We start from the raw sequence: 20,133 nt of genomic DNA, 5'->3' as shown, positions 1-20,133 counted from the left end.
ATCTGAGCATGACGATTTTGACGTGTTTTATTGAGCCAATCGAGCCCATTGAAAGACTTTTAAAATCAGGTAGTTAAATACCTCTGATGCTTACCTATTAAGTTTCAGTCAGGCGTTTAACGCGCTTTACCCGCGCGACCCAAGTCATGTTCACGAGCGACATTTTGAGGAACCCAATGAATATACTCGCCGATTTAGGAATTAAACCGGTCAACGCCGGCGCCTGTTGGGGCGTAAACCAATGGTCTGAGTCACAAGACGAACTTATCACCTCTTTCAGCCCTGCTAATGGCGAAGAAATCGCCAAAGTCTACGCAGCAAGCGAATCTGATTACGACACCATCGTTGCAAAAGCAGAAGAAGCCTTTGTCGAATGGCGAGCGATTCCAGCGCCTATCCGCGGCGAGCTTGTGCGCAAAATGGGCGAAGCGTTACGCGAAAAGAAAGATGCTCTAGGCAGCCTAGTCTCTTTGGAAATGGGTAAAAGTAAAGCGGAAGGTGACGGCGAGGTACAAGAAATGATCGATATGGCCGATTTTGCGGTTGGTCAATCGAGAATGCTTTACGGCAAAATGATGCATTCTGAGCGTCCTCAGCACAGAATGTATGAACAGTGGCAACCACTGGGTTTGGTTGGGGTTATCTCAGCGTTTAACTTCCCTGTTGCGGTATGGTCTTGGAATGCTTTTATCGCAGCAATTTGTGGCAACGTTACCATTTGGAAACCAAGTCCTAAAACTCCTTTAACTGCGGTTGCAGTACAAAATATCTGTAATGATGTACTAGCAGAGTCAGGATACAAACCTATCTTCTATATGTTTGTCGATTCAGAGCAAAATAAACTAGCTGAAAAATTTGTAACCGACAAACGCGTTAAAAAGATGTCTTTCACCGGTTCGTCAGTTGTTGGCAAAATGGTCGGTGTTAAAGTCGCAGAAAGAATGGGCAAATGTTTACTTGAGCTAGCTGGTAACAATGCGTTAATTGTTGATGAATCAGCGAATTTAGAGCATGCCATTCCTGCTGTTGCATTTGGCGCGGTAGGGACCGCGGGGCAACGCTGTACGACAACACGTAGATTGATAGTACATGAGTCAATTGTAGATAAAGTGACCGACATCCTTGTCGATGCTTATAAGCAAGTCACTATTGGTGACCCTTTAGATACTAATAACTTGATGGGCCCACTCATCGATGAAACGGCAGTTGCTAACTTTGAAGCAACAATCGAAAAAGCAAAACAACAAGGCGGCGAAATACTCTTCGGTGGCAATCGCATTGATCGTCCTGGTCATTATGTTGAGCCGACCATTATTCGCGCTGAAAACAATTGGGAAGTCGTCCAAAACGAAACTTTTGCGCCAATTCTCTACATTATGACTTTCAAAACAATTGAAGAAGCTATCGAGTTAAACAATGGCGTTCGTCAAGGTTTATCATCAGCTATCTTCACTCAAAACCTGAGTAACGCTGAGAAGTTTTTATCTTATGCTGGAAGCGACTGTGGTATTGCCAACGTAAATATCGGCACTTCTGGCGCTGAAATTGGCGGTGCTTTCGGTGGTGAAAAAGATACTGGCGGTGGCCGCGAAGCGGGTTCCGATTCTTGGAAAGCTTACATGCGTCGTCAGACCAACACGATTTTCTGGGGTGACACCCCTACTCTTGCTCAAGGGATCACATTTAACATTGGCTAATGCCTTGTTAACCCTTAAGCCAATTTCAATTTGAAATTACCCAAGGGGCGCATCGTATTACTTTTAGGTGATGCGCCACAAAGTACAATCTCATTAGGAGAAAAGCATGGCTGTTTTTAATTTACGCGCTTATGACGATCACGAACAGGTAGTTTTCTGTCGTGACCAAGAGTCTGGTTTAAGTGCCATCATCTGTGTTCACTCAACTGCACTCGGCCCAGCTGTTGGCGGCTGTCGCATGTGGGAATACAACTCAGACGAAGGAGCCTTAATCGACGCGTTACGTTTATCTCGCGGAATGAGCTACAAAAATGCACTCGCCGGTCTTAGTATGGGTGGCGGTAAATCGGTCATCATCGGTAACTCAAAAACGATGAAGTCAGAAGCGTTATTCGAAGCCTTTGGACGTTTTGTTAACAACTTAAACGGTCAATACTACACTGCAGAAGATGTTGGTATTAACCCAGCAGATATGGCAATCGTACACCGTAAAACCGATTATGTTTTAGGGCTTGAAGGTCGCAGCGGCGATCCTTCTCCGGTTACTGCATATGGCGTTTATAAGGGAATGAAAGCAGCGGTAAAACATCGCTTAGGTCGTGAAAGCTTGGATGGCGTCAAAGTTGCTGTTCAAGGGCTCGGTCACGTTGGTTATTATCTTTGTGAACATCTTAAAAATGAAGGTGCCGAGCTGTTCGTCACTGACATTAATAAAGAATCCATCGATCGCGTTGTTTCTAACTTAGGTGCAACAGCAGTCGATAAAGATGAAATCTACTCACAAGATGTTGACGTATACGCCCCATGTGCATTGGGTGCAACCATCAACGATGTGACTATCCCTCAACTGAAATGCTCGGTCGTTGCAGGCGCAGCTAACAATCAACTTGCTGAAGATCGCCACGGAGATATCCTGAAACAAAAAGGTATCCTTTACACGCCTGATTACGTCATTAATGCGGGTGGAATCATCAACGTTTCATTCGAAAAAGATGGTAGTGAGTACAATAAGCAAGCAGCACTAGACAAAGTTGATGAAATCTATGGCACGCTACTTGAAATTTTTGGCCATGCTGAGAGCGAAGGTAAAACAACTAATGTTGTTGCGGACGAACTTGCTCGTAAGCGAATCGCAGCAGCAAAAGCATAATTCGTTTTAATTAAAAATGAATGGCAATAAAGGCGCTTTAATAGCGCCTTTTTTATTATCTTAAAATCTTAACTTGCCCATAGTCTTGTGAGAATATATTGAACACCGTTCTTTTTTATTTTCGCTAAATTTGTGGATTTTGCTTTTACTTAATCATTTTTTTTGAGTCACTTTTTATCTTTCTGCTTTAGCTTTCTGTTTTAGCTTTTTACGGACGATTTTTTAACTACCCTATTCCAACTGCCTGCTTTATTGATATTTTTCTATGTTATAAAAATAATGATTAAGCTTTATCACACAACGATAGCGTTTAACTTTCTAGGCACTAATCTATTTAGATTGGTTTTATTAACAGTAAAACTTAAATGAAAATTTTAATCTCGAAAAAACTTTAGCCTAATTACACAAAGTCCATTTGCAAATTTTAATGTTACCGCCTTTATAAACACGCGTTTTTATTTTTAAATAAAAGTTCTCTAATAATATTTTTATCTATAGAAAAAAGAGATACCTTTCATTGAAACTACCCGTTATTTATTAGTTAACGCGTTAACATTAAATTCGAATTAACCAGCTTTACATGAAACAAATATTAAGTGTTTGATAATTTTTACACGAAAAAAGTGTGAATATTCACACTTATATCGCAAAGCGATTTTATAGCGCGTTATATATTTGTTTCTATCTTTTTTTCGTAATTTGCGGCAGAAATAATTTTGAAATGTAAAAAAATGTACATTAGGATTTTAGGGCCTAAATAAATAGGACAAAAATCTCTCGGTTACGTTTTAATAAATTGAAAAGAAAATTTAACAACACACATTTGCATATTATAACAAGCAACAAAATAAAATTTGATTTCGATCAATTGATTCTAATAACGCTTACCCAATGTCGTAGCAAATGACAGACAGTTTATTTCTACCTAGAACCTGAGATTTTAGGCAAAGCATTTGAAGAATGTTTTTTCTTTGTAGTCTCAATTGCTTCCAGCTTTAACCAATTGTTGTCGGTGCAATGCCAGATGTCGGTTAAGGTTTAATCTATACCAAAAAAATACTACTAGTTTTAGGAGGCTAAATAGGTATGAAATTCTTTAAAAGAATAATTACTCTAAGTGCAGTCTTACTGACACCGCAAATGGCTTTTGCGGTTGAAAAGTTTGACACGCAAGTAACTGGTTTGGAGGTTCCTGGCGAGTACATCGTTCAGCTACATCCGGTCAGTGCACTCGGTGCTCAAGTTAACGCTCACAGCACTGCTCAATCACTTGCACGGAGTTACGGCGCGACATCATCTGATGTATTTAAAGTTTACCAAACTGCTATTAAAGGCTTTGCGGTAAAAATGAGCGAAAAACAAGCACAGAAGATGGCTAGCCACCCTTCTGTTAAATTGGTTGAACCTAACCGATATGTTTTTGCTAATGCGACACAAAACAATGCAACTTGGGGTCTCGACAGAATCGATCAACGCGATTTACCAAGAGACACAACTTACACTTACAATACTGATGCTTCAAACGTTCACGTTTACATCATCGATACCGGTGTTCGCACCTCTCACAACGAGTTCAGTGGACGCATGGGTAATGGTATTGATACCGTAGACAACGACAACGATCCTAATGATTGTAACGGTCACGGTACTCACGTAGCAGGAACTGTTGCTGGTACCGTTTACGGTGTAGCGAAAGGCGCAACAGTACATGGCGTAAGAGTATTAAGCTGCTCTGGCTCAGGTACTAACGCGGGTGTTATCGACGGTGTTGAGTGGGTTACTAACAATCACATCTCTCCTGCTGTTGCTAACATGAGTTTAGGTGGTGGCGCTTCTTCTGCACTTGATAATGCGGTTAATGCTTCTATCAACGCAGGTGTTACCTATGCGGTTGCCGCTGGTAACGATAACGCAAACGCTTGTAACTACTCTCCAGCTCGCGTCTCCAACGCGATTACTGTTGGTTCTACAACTAGCTCTGATTCACGTTCTTCCTTCTCAAATTTCGGAAGTTGTGTTGACGTTTTCGCACCTGGTTCAAGCATCACTGCGGCTTGGTATACCAGTAACAGTGCGACAAACACTATCAGTGGTACGTCAATGGCTTCGCCACACGTTGCAGGTGTTGCTGCGCTTTACTTAGCTGCAAATCCTTCTGCTTCTCCAGCGCAAGTTAAAAATGCAATTGAGAGTACAGCGTCTACTGGCAAAATATCAAGCGTAGGTTCTGGTTCACCTAACTTGTTACTTTACAGCCTATTTGACTCTACACCTCCTCCACCTCCACCACCACCAGGCGGTGACTCATTGGAGAATGGCGTTCCAGTAACTGGTCTTGCTGCATCTCAAGGTAACGATATTGTTTACACCATGGAAGTACCATCAGGTGCAACTGATATTACCTTCACTATTAGTGGTGGTTCTGGTGATGCAGACCTATACACGCGTTTCGGTTCAGCACCGACTGATTCGACTTATGACTGTCGTCCATACAGAAATGGTAACAACGAAACTTGTACAGGTACTCAATCTGGCGGAACTTACTATGTTCGCGTGAAAGCTTACTCTACCTTCTCAGGTGTTACCCTAACTGGTAGCTATACTGCACCAGGTGGTGGTGGCGGTGGTGGTCTTGAGCCAATCAACGAAACCATCTCTAACATTTCTGTTGCACGTCGTGCGTGGCAACGTTACACCCTTGATTTAGCAGCAGGTTACTCAAACCTTACTGTGAGTATCTCTGGTGGATCAGGTGATGCAGACTTGTATGTTAACTTCGGTTCACAATCAAGCACTTCTAACTATGATTGTCGTCCATACAGAAATGGTAACAATGAAACTTGTAGTTTCAACAACCCACAAGCAGGTACATGGCACATTGACATCCGCGGTTATTCTGCGGCGTCTGGTGTGACTCTAAATGTTACTGCTACACCTTAAGTGAGTGTGGTTGATTATTAAGTTTTAACTAAAAGCTTAATCTTTTTAAATACCGCCCATTCGGGCGGTATTTTTTTTCGTCTGACCCTAACTAACAGACAGTCACGACACTAACTATTTGACACTAACTAACTGACAGTCACAATATCGACAATCACTCACGCCATCCTCTGACAATCTCCTATATCGTTGTGCGTTTAACTCGCCTGTTTTTCCAATTACATCCCCTTCATAATCGGTTTCAGTTCAACAAGGTAGTGAGTATGGCTATTAAACGTAGTGAACAGATTGACTCGGAAAATGCGGGGTATTACCACTTGATGTCACGCTGTGTTCGCCGTGCTTTCTTATGTGGAGTAGATGAAGCGACAGGGATTTCCTTTGAGCACCGCCGGGCATGGATTGAACAACGAATCGTACAACTCGCCGAGATTTTCGCCATCGAAGTCTATAGCTATGCCGTTATGCATAATCACTATCACCTAGTAGTTTATTCAAATCCATTAGGACCATGCCAATGGACCGATTTAGAGGTTGCTGATCGCTGGCTACGACTCTTTCCCGGTAAACTCAATAATCCTCAACTTAAACATCAACGAGCGCTCAGATTACAGGCAATTGCCGATGATAAAGCGCTATTGGCAGAATATCGACACCGTCTCGGGTCAATATCATGGCTAATGCGATGCATTAATGAGCCGATTGCTAAACGAAGTAATCAAGAAGACTGTGTGAAAGGACATTTTTGGGAGTCTCGATTCACCTCGCAAGCGTTACTCGATGAGGCCGCTGCATTGACCTGTATGGCTTATGTCGACCTCAATCCGGTTCGGGCAGGTTTAACGGATAGCCTTGAAACCTCGGACTATACCAGTATCCAGTCTCGGTTAAACTCGATAAGCGAAGCAAAATTAAACAAAGCACTCGAATCACTCGCCGGCAAAGTTCGCGAGAGAACCATGGTCATACCGCTAAAGGATTATATCGAGCTGGTTGAGTGGACCGGTAAGACAATTATCCATCCCAATAAAGCCCATCTCCCCTCTCGGTTATTGCCGATTTTGCAACAACTGAATATCAACCAAGCGAGCTGGCTTAATCAAGTGAATCACTACGAGCGTAATTTCTATCGAGCTGTTGGGCCACTTGACCTGATTCGCGCATACACTGAAAGGCTCAAACTTAAATGGCTTAAAGGGATATCGAACATTCGAGCTTTGTATCTCACAACCACCTAAATATCTCGCAACCACCTAAATGATTCATGCGCTAATATCGATGAAATTCTGACACTAGAAGAGAAAGTGGCAGATAGTATTTCGCCTTTAGGATTGTCAAAGACCGATATTCAGCAACATCATGGTGACAACCATTCGATTATCTGAATACGGATAGCAGATGCGTTAACAACACAAAACTTTGCGGGCACTAAACCTATTAGTGGCTGTCTTAATTGAGGCAATAAAATTGTGACTGTCTAGAATAAGCTAATATCGATGAAATTCTGACACTAGAAGAGAAAGTGGCAGGTAGTATTTCGCCTTTAGGATTGTCAAAGACTGATATTCAGCAACATCATGATGACAACCATTCGATTATCTGAATACGGATAGCAGATGCGTTAACAACACAAAACTTTGCGGGCACTAAACCTATTAGTGGCTGTCTTAATTGAGGAAATAAAATTGTGACTGTCTAGAATAAGGAGACGTTGCGGGTAGAGCTTTTGAGGGAAATGAGAGCTTCCGCCTGCTTATTTAGAAAAACAGACGGAATGACAATTTTATTAGTTCAGCTCATCATCTTTCCAATACTTCGTACCTTTTAAGGTTGCTTGCAACGCCAGCCCACTTTTGGTTAGCTGATAGATAGTGACATCATCAACGATTGCTTCACCGGCAACTGCTGCTCCCTTATCACTTGCTTTGGCTGCAGCATCTGCCTGTCCGCCAAACGCCCAACCTTTGGTGATAAATCGGTTATACGCTTCATTGGTGTGGAATACAAAAACAGCTCTAAAATCTTTTACGCCAGCGCCAAGTCCAAGTCCGACTTCTCCCATTTTCATGTAAGTGTATTTTCCAGTCGCCATATTCTTTGCAACCCCGTAGCCACCGCCAAAGCTCGCAAAAATCACATTCACGTTCACATTGCTGAACACAGCATACCCTTTTGAGCCTTGGAGCTGACCACGCGTGTCCGGTTTTAATTTAAATAACTCCGTCAAAACTTCTTCACGCATATCTTGCACCGATTGTCGCTTCTGAGCAGGATTCGATCCTTGCATGGTTTGACAACCAGAAACCAACATAACGCTTACTACCAATAAAACCCAACGAATTTGTTGCATCACCCTTTCCTCTTATTCTTGTTAATAATTACTACTTCCCTATGGGCTAGCACCATTTTGGCCTAAACCCGACTATCACATGATTATAGGCTATTTTTTCTCTATGTCCGCCAATACCATTTCTAAGGCTTGATCAACCGTCGATTCTCTGACTTGTTCACGATTACCTTCAAAGAGAAACTTCTTCGCATTGACCCGACCGTTTAAACATGTCGCAATACAAACTGTGCCCACGGGCTTATCCGGGGTTCCACCATCGGGACCCGCAACGCCTGTCACAGCAACACTAACACAACCAGGAAAGTGTCTTTGCGCACCCCGCGCCATAGCATCAGCGACCTCTAAAGATACCGCACCATATTTCTCGATTAAATCAGGTGCTACATCCGCTAGCTGAGTTTTGCTTTCATTCGTATAGGTGATCAATCCGCCCGCAAACCATTGAGAGCTCCCTGCTTGATCCGTTAAAGCTTTACCAATAAAACCGCCTGTACAGGATTCTACAGTAGCAACCTTTAACTGCTTAAAAATCAACCTAACCGAGAGTTGAGAAACTATTTTTTGCATCACGCGCTGCCTTCTTTGTTTGTGACAATTTTATTTGGTTTAATGGTTAAATCTAGTAAAATCTTCAGCTCTGATCATGATAGTCGAAGAATAAGAAATTTAGGGACATTTTGAATACAACAACTCATACGCCCATGATGAGGCAATATCTGGAAATAAAAGAACAACATCCAGACATCCTGCTGTTTTATAGAATGGGAGATTTCTACGAACTCTTCTATGAAGACGCTCACAAAGCCGCAGATTGGCTCGGTATTACGCTTACTCACCGCGGAAAGAGCAATGGCGACCCAATTCCGATGGCGGGCGTCCCTTACCATGCAGTTGATAATTATCTAGCGCGTTTGGTCAAACAAGGTAAATCCGTTGCAATCTGTGAGCAAGTTGGCGATCCGGCCACTAGCAAAGGTCCGGTTGAACGAAAAGTTGTGCGTGTCATCACTCCTGGTACTCTCAGCGAAGATAGCTTACTTGAAGCCGACTCAGAAAACCTTTTAGCGGCAGTCTATCAACATAAATCTAAAAGTAATAACAACGACTATGGGCTCGCCTGGATAGACCTCGCCGGCGGCCAATTCTATTGCAATCAATTTTCAAGTGAAGCGCTGCTTTTTAGCGAACTATCGCGCCTTAAACCGGCAGAAACCTTAGCTGATGGAGATTTTTGTGAGAAGTTAACAAAGCTTAACTACATCACAAAACTTCAGGAAGACTGGCAGTTCGACTATCAACAAAATTATACTGCTTTGCTTAAACATTTTAAGGTTAAAAACCTCGATGGGTATGGTTGTGACGACATGCCCGCCGCAATTTGTGCAGCCGGTGCAGCACTGAACTACGCAAAATTAACTCAACAAAGTCTCCTTGCCCACCTGACGCGACTTAAGCCATTTGATAATCGGCAAATCCTGCACTTAAACTCGCATTCGCGTAAACATTTGGAAATCACCGAAAACCTATTCGGCGAAGCGGACAAATCACTATTTAATGTGATTAACAAAACCAAAACCGCAATGGGCACTCGTCTGTTGAAAAGCTGGCTGCATGCACCGTTGGTTAACCAAGCTGAAATTCAAGCTCGATTAGACGTGGTCACCGAGCTAGTGAATACCCAAGACTTAGATACCTTACGTGAAATTCTAAAACCCGTCAGGGATATACAGCGAACGCTCACGCGGATAGCACTTAACTCAGCAAGACCAAGAGATTTGACGGGTTTAAGAGAGAGTCTTGCAGTTTTGCCAGACTTAACAAATTGGCTTAAAAACCAAGGATCCCCTTTACTATTTGAGCTGGCGGAAAAGATGCCACTGCATCAAGATATCCATGAGTTATTGGCACGCGCAATTTTTGATAATCCGCCGGTTGTACTGCGTGATGGAAACGTGATCCGAGATGGATATAGTGAAGAGCTGGATGAGCTCAGATATCTCTCAAATAACGCAAGCGATTTACTTGCGGATATGGAAGAACGAGAACGCGAAGCAACCGGAATATCAACCTTAAAAGTTGGTTATAACAAGGTCCATGGGTTTTATATCGAAATATCAAAAGCGCAATCAGAAAGCGCACCGGTGTCTTACACTCGTCGCCAAACGCTAAAAAATGCTGAGCGCTTTATCACGCCCGAATTAAAAACACTTGAAGAGAAAGTATTATCAAGCCAGGCCAAGGCGCTGGCGCTAGAAAAACAGCTTTACCAGGCGCTAATCGAACAATTACAACCACAGGTACCAGAGCTCCAGTTTACCGCAGGCGAAATTTCTCAACTCGATGTGTTGCAAAGTTTCGCAGAAATGGCGCTAGTCGCCGACTACACCAGACCGACGTTGTTACAGGAACAAGGCTTAGCCATTTCTGGAGGTCGTCACCCTGTTGTTGAAGCATTTCAGCAAGATCCTTTTATCGCGAATGACGTTCACATTGAGTCAAACCAAAAGAGCCTAATCATCACAGGGCCCAATATGGGCGGTAAATCGACTTACATGCGAATGACAGCGATCATTTGTCTACTCGCTCATTGTGGAAGTTTTGTCCCGGCCGCGGAAGCAAATATCGGATTAATAGACGCGATTTATACTCGAATTGGAGCCAGTGATGATTTATCGGGCGGTCGTTCAACTTTTATGGTTGAAATGAGTGAAACTGCAAATATATTAAATAATGCGACCGATCGCAGCCTAGTTATTTTAGATGAAATCGGCCGAGGGACCAGCACCTACGATGGCTTGGCACTAGCTTGGGCAACACTTGATCATTTGACCAATAAAATCAATCCGCTGACTTTATTTGCAACCCACTATTTTGAGTTGACACAAATCAGTCAAGCTAACCCACAGATTAGAAACCTTCACTTTGGCGCAATTCAGCATGGTGAAAATTTGATTCTCGACCACCAGATTCATCCTGGGCCAACCAGTAAAAGTTATGGGATACACGTTGCTAAGCTTGCTGGAGTGCCGCAAAACGTCATTCAGGCGGCCAAGGACTATCAAATCCATTTAGAGCAAGGTGGACATCACAGAGCGTCTATCAGTGACAACGAGGACACAACGAATGCTGAACTTCATCACGCATTTAAATCAGTCGACCCGCGCATTAAGCTTTTAGAATCGGTTAATACTGACGAGCTAACCCCTAAACAAGCACTTGATCTGCTCTATAAACTGACTAAAAACGTATAAAATTCTGATAAATAACCAACAAATTCGATTCACCCTATGAATTTAATTCGTTAAAATACGCCCGATTTATAGAGAAAGATACTTTCAGGAGTTATCAATGGCATTTGTTGTAACCGACAATTGTATTATGTGTAAATACACCGACTGCGTTGAAGTCTGTCCAGTCGATTGCTTTTATGAGGGTCCCAATTTTCTGGTTATCGATCCAGACGAATGTATCGATTGCGCACTTTGCGAACCTGAATGCCCGGCTGAGGCGATATTTGAAGAAGATGACCTACCAGCAGATCAAAAGCATTTTGTTGAACTTAACGCTGAGTTGGCTCAAAAATGGGAAAACATCACTGAGAAAAAAGACCCACTACCCGATGCCGAAAAATGGGATGGCGTTAAAAACAAAATTGAGCATTTGGAAAAATAATCTCAGCTCCCTTCCAGTTACCTGATAACCACATAAAACAAGCCTGATTTGATGCAAATCAGGTTTGTTTCTTTTAAATTATCACAAACATACAACTGACTTGCACCGGACATTGCATCTGACTATTCTCAATTTACACTGCGCTTCTGACGTAAAAAGAGAATAAAAAATCCGTGGAACTTTTCTTTATCCTGCTAGTACTCCTAGTCACAACCAGAGCATTTGGAGAAATAGCCGAAAGACTCGACCAACCAGCACTGGTTGGTGAACTGATTGCTGGAATCGCACTTGGCGCGATTGCTGCTAACTACCTAGAATCGTATCCTGAATTCACTCATCTCAATGAAAGTCCTGTTTTCCAAACCATAACCGACCTCGGGATGTTTTTCATTATGCTCTATGCAGGACTTGAATTGCGACCCAGCCACCTGGTTCGATATTCAAAAAGTGCCTTTTCAGTTGCCGTCGCCGGAATGGTCATTCCATTCGCTCTAGGCGTTGGTTTAGGCTATGTTTTTCTACCTGAATCTCATCATTTTTTTGCGCAATGTATTTTTTTGGGAACTGCCCTTGCAGTAACCGCTGTCCCAGCCTCGGTTAGAATTCTGATGGATCTCAATCAACTCGATTCGCGTTCTGGACAGGTGATTGTCTCCGCAGCAGTCTTCGACGATGTTCTCAGTCTCATTCTGCTAACCTGGTTAACAGCGCTCATTAGTATCGATCCTGCCAACCATTTTTCATTAACCGATCTGCTCTTAAATATATTTGGTTTTTTCGCAATTACTACTTTCATCGGTCTAATCATCTTTCCGTTAGGTGGTAAATTTATGCGCAACTTCAAAGAAAAAGAATTTGAGATGAGCGCGTTATTGATCGGCGCGTTATTTTTTGCGGTTCTCGCCGAGTTTTTCGACTTACATTTTATTGTCGGTGCGTTTATGGCGGGGTTATTTTTCGGTCGCAAAACCATTGATGAAAAGGCTTACTTTGAAGTTAAAAATGCGACCTCTGCAATGACCTATGGTTTCTTGGCACCTATTTTTTTCGCGTCTATCGGCCTTAACTTAGATTTATCTGCAGTGAGCGCCATTCCATTATTTTTAGCAGTACTAATCGTTTTGGCCTTTGTTGGCAAATTTCTTGGGGCAGGAATCGCTGCTAAGATCGCGGGGTTAAACAACAAAGAGTCTGCAGCAGTGGGCGCTGGAATGAGTGCTAGAGGCGCAGTTGAATTAGTTATAGCTGATATCGCCCTCACCGCTGGATTGTTCGATAATGGCGCAGACAGCTTAGTCGTCGATAACGTTTTTTCAGCCATCGTCTTAATGGCGGTGATCACAACTTTAGTCACGCCTATCTTACTTAAAAGAATATATGGTTCTTCAATTTAATACCGATACCACCAAGCTAATCATCGATGTGTTCTGATCGATAGAGCAATTGTTGATTAAGCCCTGCCCTTAAGATCGCGTGAAAAATATTAGCCATATCGACTGATTGGTATTTAGTCGGATTATTTTCAGTTACCGCTTGAAGAATTTTGTTTTCTCTTTCACTATCGTATATTGATACTTTTGAATGACACTTGATTTCAGCAATTTTTTCGACGCAATTTGAACGTTGGGTTAACAAATTAATCAACTTTTCATCAATCCGATCGATTGCTTTTCTTAACTCATCTAAATCTGAATGAGTATTGTTTGCTTCCGGCTCTTTCATGAAACTTTCTCTGCTGAATTAAATAGGTGTTACTAAATCGTTATCGATCGACAAATGTTTCAGCTCGCATGCTGACTTAATTTGAATTTTAAGTTTGTTTTTACACCAGACCACTCGGTATTTAAAATTGAAAAAACCACCGTATCTCTATAGGATCCATCAGGCATTATCACGTGGTTTCTTAATACGCCATCTTGTTTTGCACCTAACCGAGCAATGGCATTTCTCGACGCATAGTTAAACCAATTCGTTCGAAACTCTACTGCGATACAGCCTAAAGATTCGAAGGCATACGTTAATAACAATAATTTAGTTTCTGAATTGACCGCACTACGCTGAACCGACTGAGCATAAAACGTATAACCAATTTCCAAGCGGGTATTCGTATGATCAATATTGCAAAAACGAGTGCAGCCGACGACTCTACCGGATGATTTTTCTATCACAACGAAAGGCAGCTGACTCTTCGCTTCTCGTTGTAGGATAGCAGCCTCAATATAATCGTCAACGGAATCCTCACTCGGTACACTGGTATACCACAAGTTCCAAAGTTCTCCGTCAGCTGCTGCTTTTAACAATTCGGTTCGATGTTTTTTTTCGAGAGGAACTAATTCGACATGTGTACCTATTAAAGTTACAGACTCTACTTTGAAATTTGCTGTGCTCATTTTTTGTTTCTTACAAATTTAAAAATTAAGTAAACCGTTTAGCTTATTCTACGCTTTCTGATCGTCAGCTGTCATCCCGAACTTACATCAAGGCTCGCCGTTGATAGTCGCAGCCGACCAGAAATGACCACGTCTTCACAACGTGGTTTTATGTTGGCAATAAAAAAGCCGGCATAAAGCCGGCTTTTTCGTATCTTGAAAAAACTTACCAACCAGTAACTTCTTTCAGCGCACTACCGATGTCAGCCAAACTACGAACAGTTTTCACACCAGCATCTTCTAGCGCCGCAAACTTTTCATCTGCAGTACCTTTACCGCCAGAAATGATCGCACCCGCATGACCCATACGCTTTCCAGGAGGAGCAGTTACCCCTGCGATGTATGAAACAACCGGCTTGGTTACATTTTCTTTAATGTAAGCAGCAGCTTCTTCCTCAGCAGTACCACCAATTTCACCAATCATTACGATTGCTTCTGTCGCCGGGTCATTTTGGAACATTTCAAGTACATCGATGAAATTTGTTCCGGGAATTGGATCCCCACCGATACCAACACATGTCGATTGACCAAAACCAGTGTCTGTCGTTTGCTTGACCGCTTCATAAGTCAGGGTTCCTGAACGAGAAACGATTCCAACTTTACCTGGCAAATGGATATGGCCTGGCATGATACCGATTTTACACTCACCCGGAGTGATAACGCCGGGACAGTTAGGCCCGATTAAACGCACACCTAGCTCATCGCATTTTACTTTCGCGTCAAGCATATCCAGTGTCGGAATACCTTCAGTGATACAAACGATTAACTTGATTCCAGCGTTTGCAGCTTCAAGGATAGAGTCCTTACAAAATGGTGCAGGAACATAAATAACCGAAGCATCAGCACCCGTCGCTTCAACCGCTTCAGCAACAGTATTGAAAACAGGTAAACCTAAGTGAGTTTGACCACCTTTACCTGGAGTAACGCCTCCCACCATTTGGGTGCCGTACTCGATCGCTTGCTCAGAGTGGAAAGTACCTTGTGAGCCAGTGAAGCCCTGGCAGATAACTTTTGTATTTTTATCGATTAAAACGCTCATTTACTTGCCCTCCGCTGCAGCAACAACTTTTTGCGCAGCATCTGCTAAACCAGTCGCAGCAATAATATTCAAACCACTATCAGCTAAAACTTGCTGACCTTTTTCAGCGTTGTTACCTTCAAGGCGCACAACAACCGGAACTTCAACACCGACTTCTTCAACCGCACCGATGATACCTTCTGCGATTAAATCACAGCGCACGATTCCGCCGAAGATATTAACAAGAACGGCTTTAACATTATCGTCAGTCAAAATGATTTTAAATGCTTCGACAACACGCTCTTTAGTCGCGCCACCACCAACATCAAGGAAGTTAGCAGGAGAGCCGCCATGTAGATTAACAATATCCATGGTTCCCATTGCAAGGCCAGCACCGTTCACCATACAGCCAATGTTGCCATCTAGCGCTACGTAGTTTAAGTCAAATGATGCAGCATGCGCCTCGCGTTCATCTTCTTGACTCGGATCGTGCATGTCACGTAACTGAGCGTGGCGATAAACCGCGTTGCCATCAATATTGATTTTTGAATCTAAACAATGCAAATCACCAGCAGTGGTAATTACCAATGGATTGATTTCAAGAAGCGCTAAATCTAAGTCGTGGAACAATTTGGACAGCTGCATAAAAATATGGGTAAATTGCTTAACGTTTTTACCTTCCAACCCCATCTTAAATGCAAGCTCACGCCCTTGGTAAGGCTGTGCGCCAACAAGCGGATCAACGATCGCTTTATGAATTTTTTCAGGTGTTTCTTCGGCAACTTTTTCGATTTCAACACCACCTTCCGTCGATGCCATAAATACAACGCGACGAGTTGAACGATCAACGACCGCACCGAGATATAATTCTTGGTCGATATCAGTACAATCTTCTACCAAAATTTTAGAAACTGGCTGGCCATTCTCGTCAGTTTGGTAGGTGACCAAGTTTTTACCCAACCATTGCTTGGCAAACTCTTTAACTTCTTCTTTAGTGTCGACTAATTTTACACCGCCCGCTTTACCGCGGCCACCAGCGTGCACCTGCGCTTTAACGACCCATTTATCACCACCAATTTGACCGGCTGCTTCAAATGCAGCTTTGGGTGAATCGACTGCGATTCCGTTTGAAACTGGTAAGCCGTATTCACGGAATAATTGCTTACCCTGATACTCATGTAGATTCATGATTAATTTTCCACTTAGGTTAATTTAAAAGTTAATAGAGCTTTGCCGGGGTTGTGTCGAGACCCGCCAAAAAACGCGCGTATTATAGAATGTAAACCATTGGTTTTCTAGCATTCAACGGGCGGTTTAGACGAATTGATAACCAAAAAGTCTCCCTGAAGAACATTACTGTTTCGTCGCCCCAACGAAAAACAGCTCTTAACTTATCGTTAAAAGCTGTTGTTACGATTTATATGTTTCAATAATAGACTATTTTTGAATTTTTGCTGTCTAAACACCCTTTTGCAATAGCATCGAGCGAATATGACCAATCGCTTGTGTTGGGTTTAGTCCTTTCGGACAAACACTAACACAGTTCATAATTCCGCGGCAGCGGAACACACTGTAAGCATCATCTAAATCAGACAGTCTTGAATCGGTCTCGGTATCTCGGCTATCAATCAAGAAGCGATAGGCTTGCAATAGACCCGATGGACCGACAAATTTGTCTGGGTTCCACCAGAATGAAGGACAAGCCGTGCTACAACAGGCACACAGGATACACTCGTAAAGTCCATCTAATTTCGCTCGATCTTCTGGCGACTGCAGTCTTTCTCGCGCAGGCGGCTCTTCATTATTGATCAAGTAAGGACGTACCTTTTCATATTGACGATAGAACTGCGCCATATCGACCACTAGGTCGCGGATAACTGGTAAACCAGGTAACGGACGGATGGTGATTTTACTCCCCTTAACAGCAGACAATGGTGTAATACAAGCTAGGCCGTTTTTACCATTCATGTTTACGCCATCAGATCCGCAGACTCCCTCACGACAACTACGACGGAAAGTCAGGGTTGGATCCTGCTCCTTAAGCTTAATTAAAGCCTCGAGAACCATCATGTCTGAACCTTCCTCTACTTCAAGATCGTAATCTTGCATGCGAGGCTTCTTATCGGTTTCAGGATTGTATCGATATATCGAAAATTTAATCTTCATCTTTTACTACCCTAGTAAGTTCTTTCTTTTGGCGGGAAAGCTTCAACCGTTTCTGGCGTCATGTTGACATCACGCTTATCCATCTCGTCAGTTTCAGGATAATAGAGTGAATGAACCAACCAGTTTTGGTCATCTCGATCCAGATAATCTTCTCGACTGTGAGCCCCACGACTCTCAGTTCTGAAATTCGCTGCTTTTGCCGTTGCGCGAGCAGTCGCCATTAAGTTTTCTAGCTCTAAACACTCGACACGAGCGGTGTTAAAGGCTTTTGATTTATCAGCCAAAGTCGCATTCTTTAAACGTTCAGCGACTTCGTCTAACTCAACCATGCCTTTTTCCATTAACTCACCGGTTCTAAATACTCCGAAGCAATTCTGCATGATTCGTTGCATGTCTGCTTTAATCGCAACCGGGTCTTCACCCTTCTCGCTTGCTTCCCAGCGATTGTAGCGAGCCATCGACTCATCAACGTTTTCTGGAGTGTATTCGCTTTGCGGCATCCCTTCTTTAAGCGCTTTTTCTAAGTGCATTCCAGCGGCGCGACCAAAGACAACCAAGTCAAGCAGCGAGTTTCCGCCAAGGCGATTTGCCCCATGAACTGACACACACGCTATCTCACCTACAGCATACAAGCCATCGACGATATATTCATCTTGTCCCGCACGTTTGCCAATTACTTGTCCATATTTATTGGTTGGTAGTCCGCCCATCATGTAGTGACAAGTCGGTACCACTGGAATTGGTGCATCAACCGGGTCAACGTGAGCAAAGGTTTTAGACAACTCACAAACCCCAGGTAACTTCGCGTTAAGCGTTTCTGCTCCTAAGTGGTCAAGCTTCAACATGACGTGGTCACCGTTTGGTCCACAGCCTCGACCTTCGAGAATTTCCTTCGTCATTGAGCGTGCAACAACGTCTCGACCAGCCAAATCCTTGGCATTTGGTGCGTAACGTTCCATGAAACGTTCGCCGTCTTTGTTGATTAAGTATCCACCCTCACCTCGGCAACCCTCAGTTACCAGCGTTCCTGCACCATAAATACCCGTTGGATGGAATTGCCACATCTCCATATCTTGAAGTGGTAATCCAGCACGAACGCCCATACCAACTCCGTCGCCTGAGTTGATCAATGCGTTAGTCGTTGACGCGTAAATGCGCCCCGCACCACCAGTCGCAAAAACAGTCACTCGCGACTTAAACAAAGCGACTTCGCCTGACTCGATTGACATTGCGACGACACCGCAACACTGGCCTTGATCATTCATGATAAGATCTAAGGCATACCATTCGTTGAAGAACTGAGTCTTGGCAGCTAAGTTTTGCTGGTAAAGCGTATGTAATAACGCGTGTCCTGTTCTGTCCGCAGCAGCAGCGGTTCGCGCGGCTTGTTCGCCACCAAATTCTTTTGACTGTCCGCCAAAAGGACGTTGATAGATTTTTCCATTATCGAAGCGAGAAAATGGTAATCCCATATGCTCAAGTTCTAAAATTGCATCGGGACCGTTTTGACACATATATTCAATCGCGTCCTGATCACCAATGTAATCTGAGCCCTTGACCGTGTCGTACATGTGCCAGCGCCAATCGTCGTCGTGCGAGTTCCCTAACGCAACGGTAATACCACCCTGTGCCGACACAGTGTGCGAGCGAGTTGGAAAAACTTTTGAAATCAGGGCCACTTTTTGACCCGATTGTGCTAATTGAAGTGAGGCACGCATACCAGCGCCACCACCACCAACGATTACTGCATCGTAGTTATATACTGGTACGCTCATTTAAACACTCCACAAAATTTGAGCGCCCCAAATTAAGAACGCGAAACAGGCTAAAATAATTAACACTTGAACAATCATCCTCATACCGGTTGGCTTAATGTAGTCTGTTGTTACGATCCACATGCCGATCCAGGCGTGAAAACATAGCGAAGCGACCGCTAAAAGCGAAAAAATCTTAAACCAAAGCTGGGCAAAAAGTGTTTGCCAGACCGCAAAGGTTAAACCGCCCGCTGAAACGATAAACGCAGTTAAGTAAATAACATAGCCTGCCAAGACAACCGCGGTTACTCGCTGGATGATCCAGTCGTGAAGACCGCTTCGGCCTAAACTCGTTGCTGACGCTACCATATCCATACTCCTATTAAAGCTGCTACGACTACACCTAAAACGATCACCGCATAGGCGCCAGCTCGTCCGCCCTCAAGGGTTTCACCGATACCAGCGTCCATCAGTAAATGACGTACACCTGCAATGATGTGATAAGCCAACATCGAGAGTATCGCCCACAAAATTATCTTGGCAAATACACCTGAAAGCACGGCTTTGACTTTGACGAACCCGTCTGGCGTTAGACTCTGATCGAGAGCCCAAAGGCAAAATGGAATGGAAAGGAATAGCAGCACGCCAGTAATTCGATGTACGATTGATGAAATCGAAGTTACAGGAAAACTGAATGCCGCCAGATTAAGATTTACTGGTCTATTTTTGTTCACGATTCCGATTCTTCTCAGTTATCTGAAATTGAAAGAGTGTTGACTTAATTTTACGCAGATATTTGAGATTCTGCTAAACTTTATCAGTCGGCTGCTCCCTACGCGTTATACTTTATTTATAATATCAAGCATTATCGGTACATAATCAGTACGACATTTGCGTATAACTCAGCTTTTTAGCGCTTTTTATAAACTCAGCTGCGTCAGGAAGCTCTCGGCTCTA

17 protein-coding genes are annotated in these 20,133 nt (G+C 43.2%); 7 read left to right on the top strand and 10 right to left on the bottom strand.

From position 1 onward, the window contains the following. Positions 1-176 precede the first annotated feature (176 nt). The 4 genes from amaB to FLL45_RS04210 all read left to right on the top strand — a co-directional run bounded on the left by amaB (position 177) and on the right by FLL45_RS04210 (position 7,025). On the top strand, positions 177-1,697 hold the full coding sequence (amaB, locus tag FLL45_RS04225; RefSeq protein WP_142888522.1) for an L-piperidine-6-carboxylate dehydrogenase: 1,521 nt from the start codon (positions 177-179) through the stop codon (positions 1,695-1,697). 106 nt (positions 1,698-1,803) lie between these two features. Continuing rightward, positions 1,804-2,847 (top strand): Leu/Phe/Val dehydrogenase, encoded by a 1,044-nt coding sequence (locus tag FLL45_RS04220; RefSeq protein WP_142888521.1) that lies wholly within the window; start codon positions 1,804-1,806, stop codon positions 2,845-2,847. Positions 2,848-3,933: 1,086 nt separating this feature from the next. Next, on the top strand, positions 3,934-5,787 hold the full coding sequence (locus FLL45_RS04215) for a S8 family peptidase (protein WP_142888520.1): 1,854 nt from the start codon (positions 3,934-3,936) through the stop codon (positions 5,785-5,787). Positions 5,788-6,050: 263 nt separating this feature from the next. Next, entirely contained in the window at positions 6,051-7,025 is a 975-nt protein-coding gene (locus tag FLL45_RS04210; RefSeq protein WP_142888519.1) for a transposase, read from the top strand. A 548-nt stretch (positions 7,026-7,573) separates the two neighbouring features. Here the strand turns inward: FLL45_RS04210 and FLL45_RS04205 are convergent. Both FLL45_RS04205 and FLL45_RS04200 read right to left on the bottom strand, forming a co-directional pair. Then, positions 7,574-8,137 (bottom strand): lipid-binding SYLF domain-containing protein, encoded by a 564-nt coding sequence (locus FLL45_RS04205; protein WP_142888518.1) that lies wholly within the window; start codon positions 8,135-8,137, stop codon positions 7,574-7,576. Positions 8,138-8,227: 90 nt separating this feature from the next. After that, positions 8,228-8,704, bottom strand: a complete 477-nt coding sequence (locus tag FLL45_RS04200; protein ID WP_142888517.1) for a CinA family protein — start codon at positions 8,702-8,704, stop codon at positions 8,228-8,230. Between the two features lie 110 nt (positions 8,705-8,814). On the opposite strand from FLL45_RS04200, the gene mutS reads away from it, so the two are divergent. From mutS to FLL45_RS04185, 3 genes are all read left to right on the top strand, one after another. Next, entirely contained in the window at positions 8,815-11,388 is a 2,574-nt protein-coding gene (mutS, locus tag FLL45_RS04195; RefSeq protein WP_342778724.1) for a DNA mismatch repair protein MutS, read from the top strand. 97 nt (positions 11,389-11,485) lie between these two features. Further along, positions 11,486-11,809, top strand: a complete 324-nt coding sequence (gene fdxA / locus FLL45_RS04190; RefSeq protein ID WP_142888516.1) for a ferredoxin FdxA — start codon at positions 11,486-11,488, stop codon at positions 11,807-11,809. Positions 11,810-11,982: 173 nt separating this feature from the next. Next, entirely contained in the window at positions 11,983-13,203 is a 1,221-nt protein-coding gene (locus tag FLL45_RS04185) for a cation:proton antiporter (protein ID WP_142888515.1), read from the top strand. A gap of 16 nt (positions 13,204-13,219) precedes the next feature. On the opposite strand, the gene FLL45_RS04180 is transcribed toward FLL45_RS04185, so the two are convergent. The 8 genes from FLL45_RS04180 to sdhC form a co-directional block, all read right to left on the bottom strand. Beyond that, entirely contained in the window at positions 13,220-13,531 is a 312-nt protein-coding gene (locus FLL45_RS04180; RefSeq protein WP_142888514.1) for a chorismate mutase, read from the bottom strand. Between the two features lie 59 nt (positions 13,532-13,590). Continuing rightward, positions 13,591-14,199 (bottom strand): GNAT family N-acetyltransferase, encoded by a 609-nt coding sequence (locus tag FLL45_RS04175; RefSeq protein WP_142888513.1) that lies wholly within the window; start codon positions 14,197-14,199, stop codon positions 13,591-13,593. A gap of 205 nt (positions 14,200-14,404) precedes the next feature. Beyond that, on the bottom strand, positions 14,405-15,277 hold the full coding sequence (gene sucD, locus FLL45_RS04170) for a succinate--CoA ligase subunit alpha (protein WP_142888512.1): 873 nt from the start codon (positions 15,275-15,277) through the stop codon (positions 14,405-14,407). Further along, positions 15,278-16,444, bottom strand: a complete 1,167-nt coding sequence (gene sucC, locus FLL45_RS04165; RefSeq protein ID WP_142888511.1) for an ADP-forming succinate--CoA ligase subunit beta — start codon at positions 16,442-16,444, stop codon at positions 15,278-15,280. Positions 16,445-16,714: 270 nt separating this feature from the next. Next, positions 16,715-17,416 carry a succinate dehydrogenase iron-sulfur subunit gene (locus FLL45_RS04160; protein ID WP_281282190.1) on the bottom strand — a complete coding sequence of 234 codons (702 nt, stop codon included), beginning with the start codon at positions 17,414-17,416 and terminating at the stop codon, positions 16,715-16,717. 17 nt (positions 17,417-17,433) lie between these two features. After that, positions 17,434-19,197 carry a succinate dehydrogenase flavoprotein subunit gene (gene sdhA / locus FLL45_RS04155; protein ID WP_142888509.1) on the bottom strand — a complete coding sequence of 588 codons (1,764 nt, stop codon included), beginning with the start codon at positions 19,195-19,197 and terminating at the stop codon, positions 17,434-17,436. Further along, a complete protein-coding gene (gene sdhD / locus FLL45_RS04150; protein WP_142888508.1) occupies positions 19,198-19,545 on the bottom strand; it encodes a succinate dehydrogenase, hydrophobic membrane anchor protein in 348 nt (115 codons plus the stop codon). Further along, positions 19,539-19,910, bottom strand: a complete 372-nt coding sequence (gene sdhC, locus FLL45_RS04145) for a succinate dehydrogenase, cytochrome b556 subunit (protein ID WP_142888507.1) — start codon at positions 19,908-19,910, stop codon at positions 19,539-19,541. The genes sdhD and sdhC overlap by 7 nt, the downstream gene beginning before the upstream one ends. Positions 19,911-20,133 lie beyond the last annotated feature (223 nt).

Origin of the sequence: Aliikangiella marina, assembly GCF_007004765.1 — a bacterium.
Classification (GTDB): Bacteria; Pseudomonadota; Gammaproteobacteria; order Enterobacterales; family Kangiellaceae; genus Aliikangiella; species Aliikangiella marina.
Note: the sequence above shows the minus strand (reverse complement) of the source record. Positions and strands in the feature narration are given on the sequence as shown.

Coding starts and splice junctions, on each gene's coding strand:
- amaB (WP_142888522.1), top strand. CDS start 177: ATGAATATACTCGCCGATTTAGGAATTAAACCGGTCAACGCCGGCGCC.
- FLL45_RS04220 (WP_142888521.1), top strand. CDS start 1,804: ATGGCTGTTTTTAATTTACGCGCTTATGACGATCACGAACAGGTAGTT.
- FLL45_RS04215 (WP_142888520.1), top strand. CDS start 3,934: ATGAAATTCTTTAAAAGAATAATTACTCTAAGTGCAGTCTTACTGACA.
- FLL45_RS04210 (WP_142888519.1), top strand. CDS start 6,051: ATGGCTATTAAACGTAGTGAACAGATTGACTCGGAAAATGCGGGGTAT.
- FLL45_RS04205 (WP_142888518.1), bottom strand. CDS start 8,137: ATGCAACAAATTCGTTGGGTTTTATTGGTAGTAAGCGTTATGTTGGTT.
- FLL45_RS04200 (WP_142888517.1), bottom strand. CDS start 8,704: ATGCAAAAAATAGTTTCTCAACTCTCGGTTAGGTTGATTTTTAAGCAG.
- fdxA (WP_142888516.1), top strand. CDS start 11,486: ATGGCATTTGTTGTAACCGACAATTGTATTATGTGTAAATACACCGAC.
- FLL45_RS04180 (WP_142888514.1), bottom strand. CDS start 13,531: ATGAAAGAGCCGGAAGCAAACAATACTCATTCAGATTTAGATGAGTTA.
- FLL45_RS04175 (WP_142888513.1), bottom strand. CDS start 14,199: ATGAGCACAGCAAATTTCAAAGTAGAGTCTGTAACTTTAATAGGTACA.
- sucD (WP_142888512.1), bottom strand. CDS start 15,277: ATGAGCGTTTTAATCGATAAAAATACAAAAGTTATCTGCCAGGGCTTC.
- sucC (WP_142888511.1), bottom strand. CDS start 16,444: ATGAATCTACATGAGTATCAGGGTAAGCAATTATTCCGTGAATACGGC.
- sdhA (WP_142888509.1), bottom strand. CDS start 19,197: ATGAGCGTACCAGTATATAACTACGATGCAGTAATCGTTGGTGGTGGT.
- sdhD (WP_142888508.1), bottom strand. CDS start 19,545: ATGGTAGCGTCAGCAACGAGTTTAGGCCGAAGCGGTCTTCACGACTGG.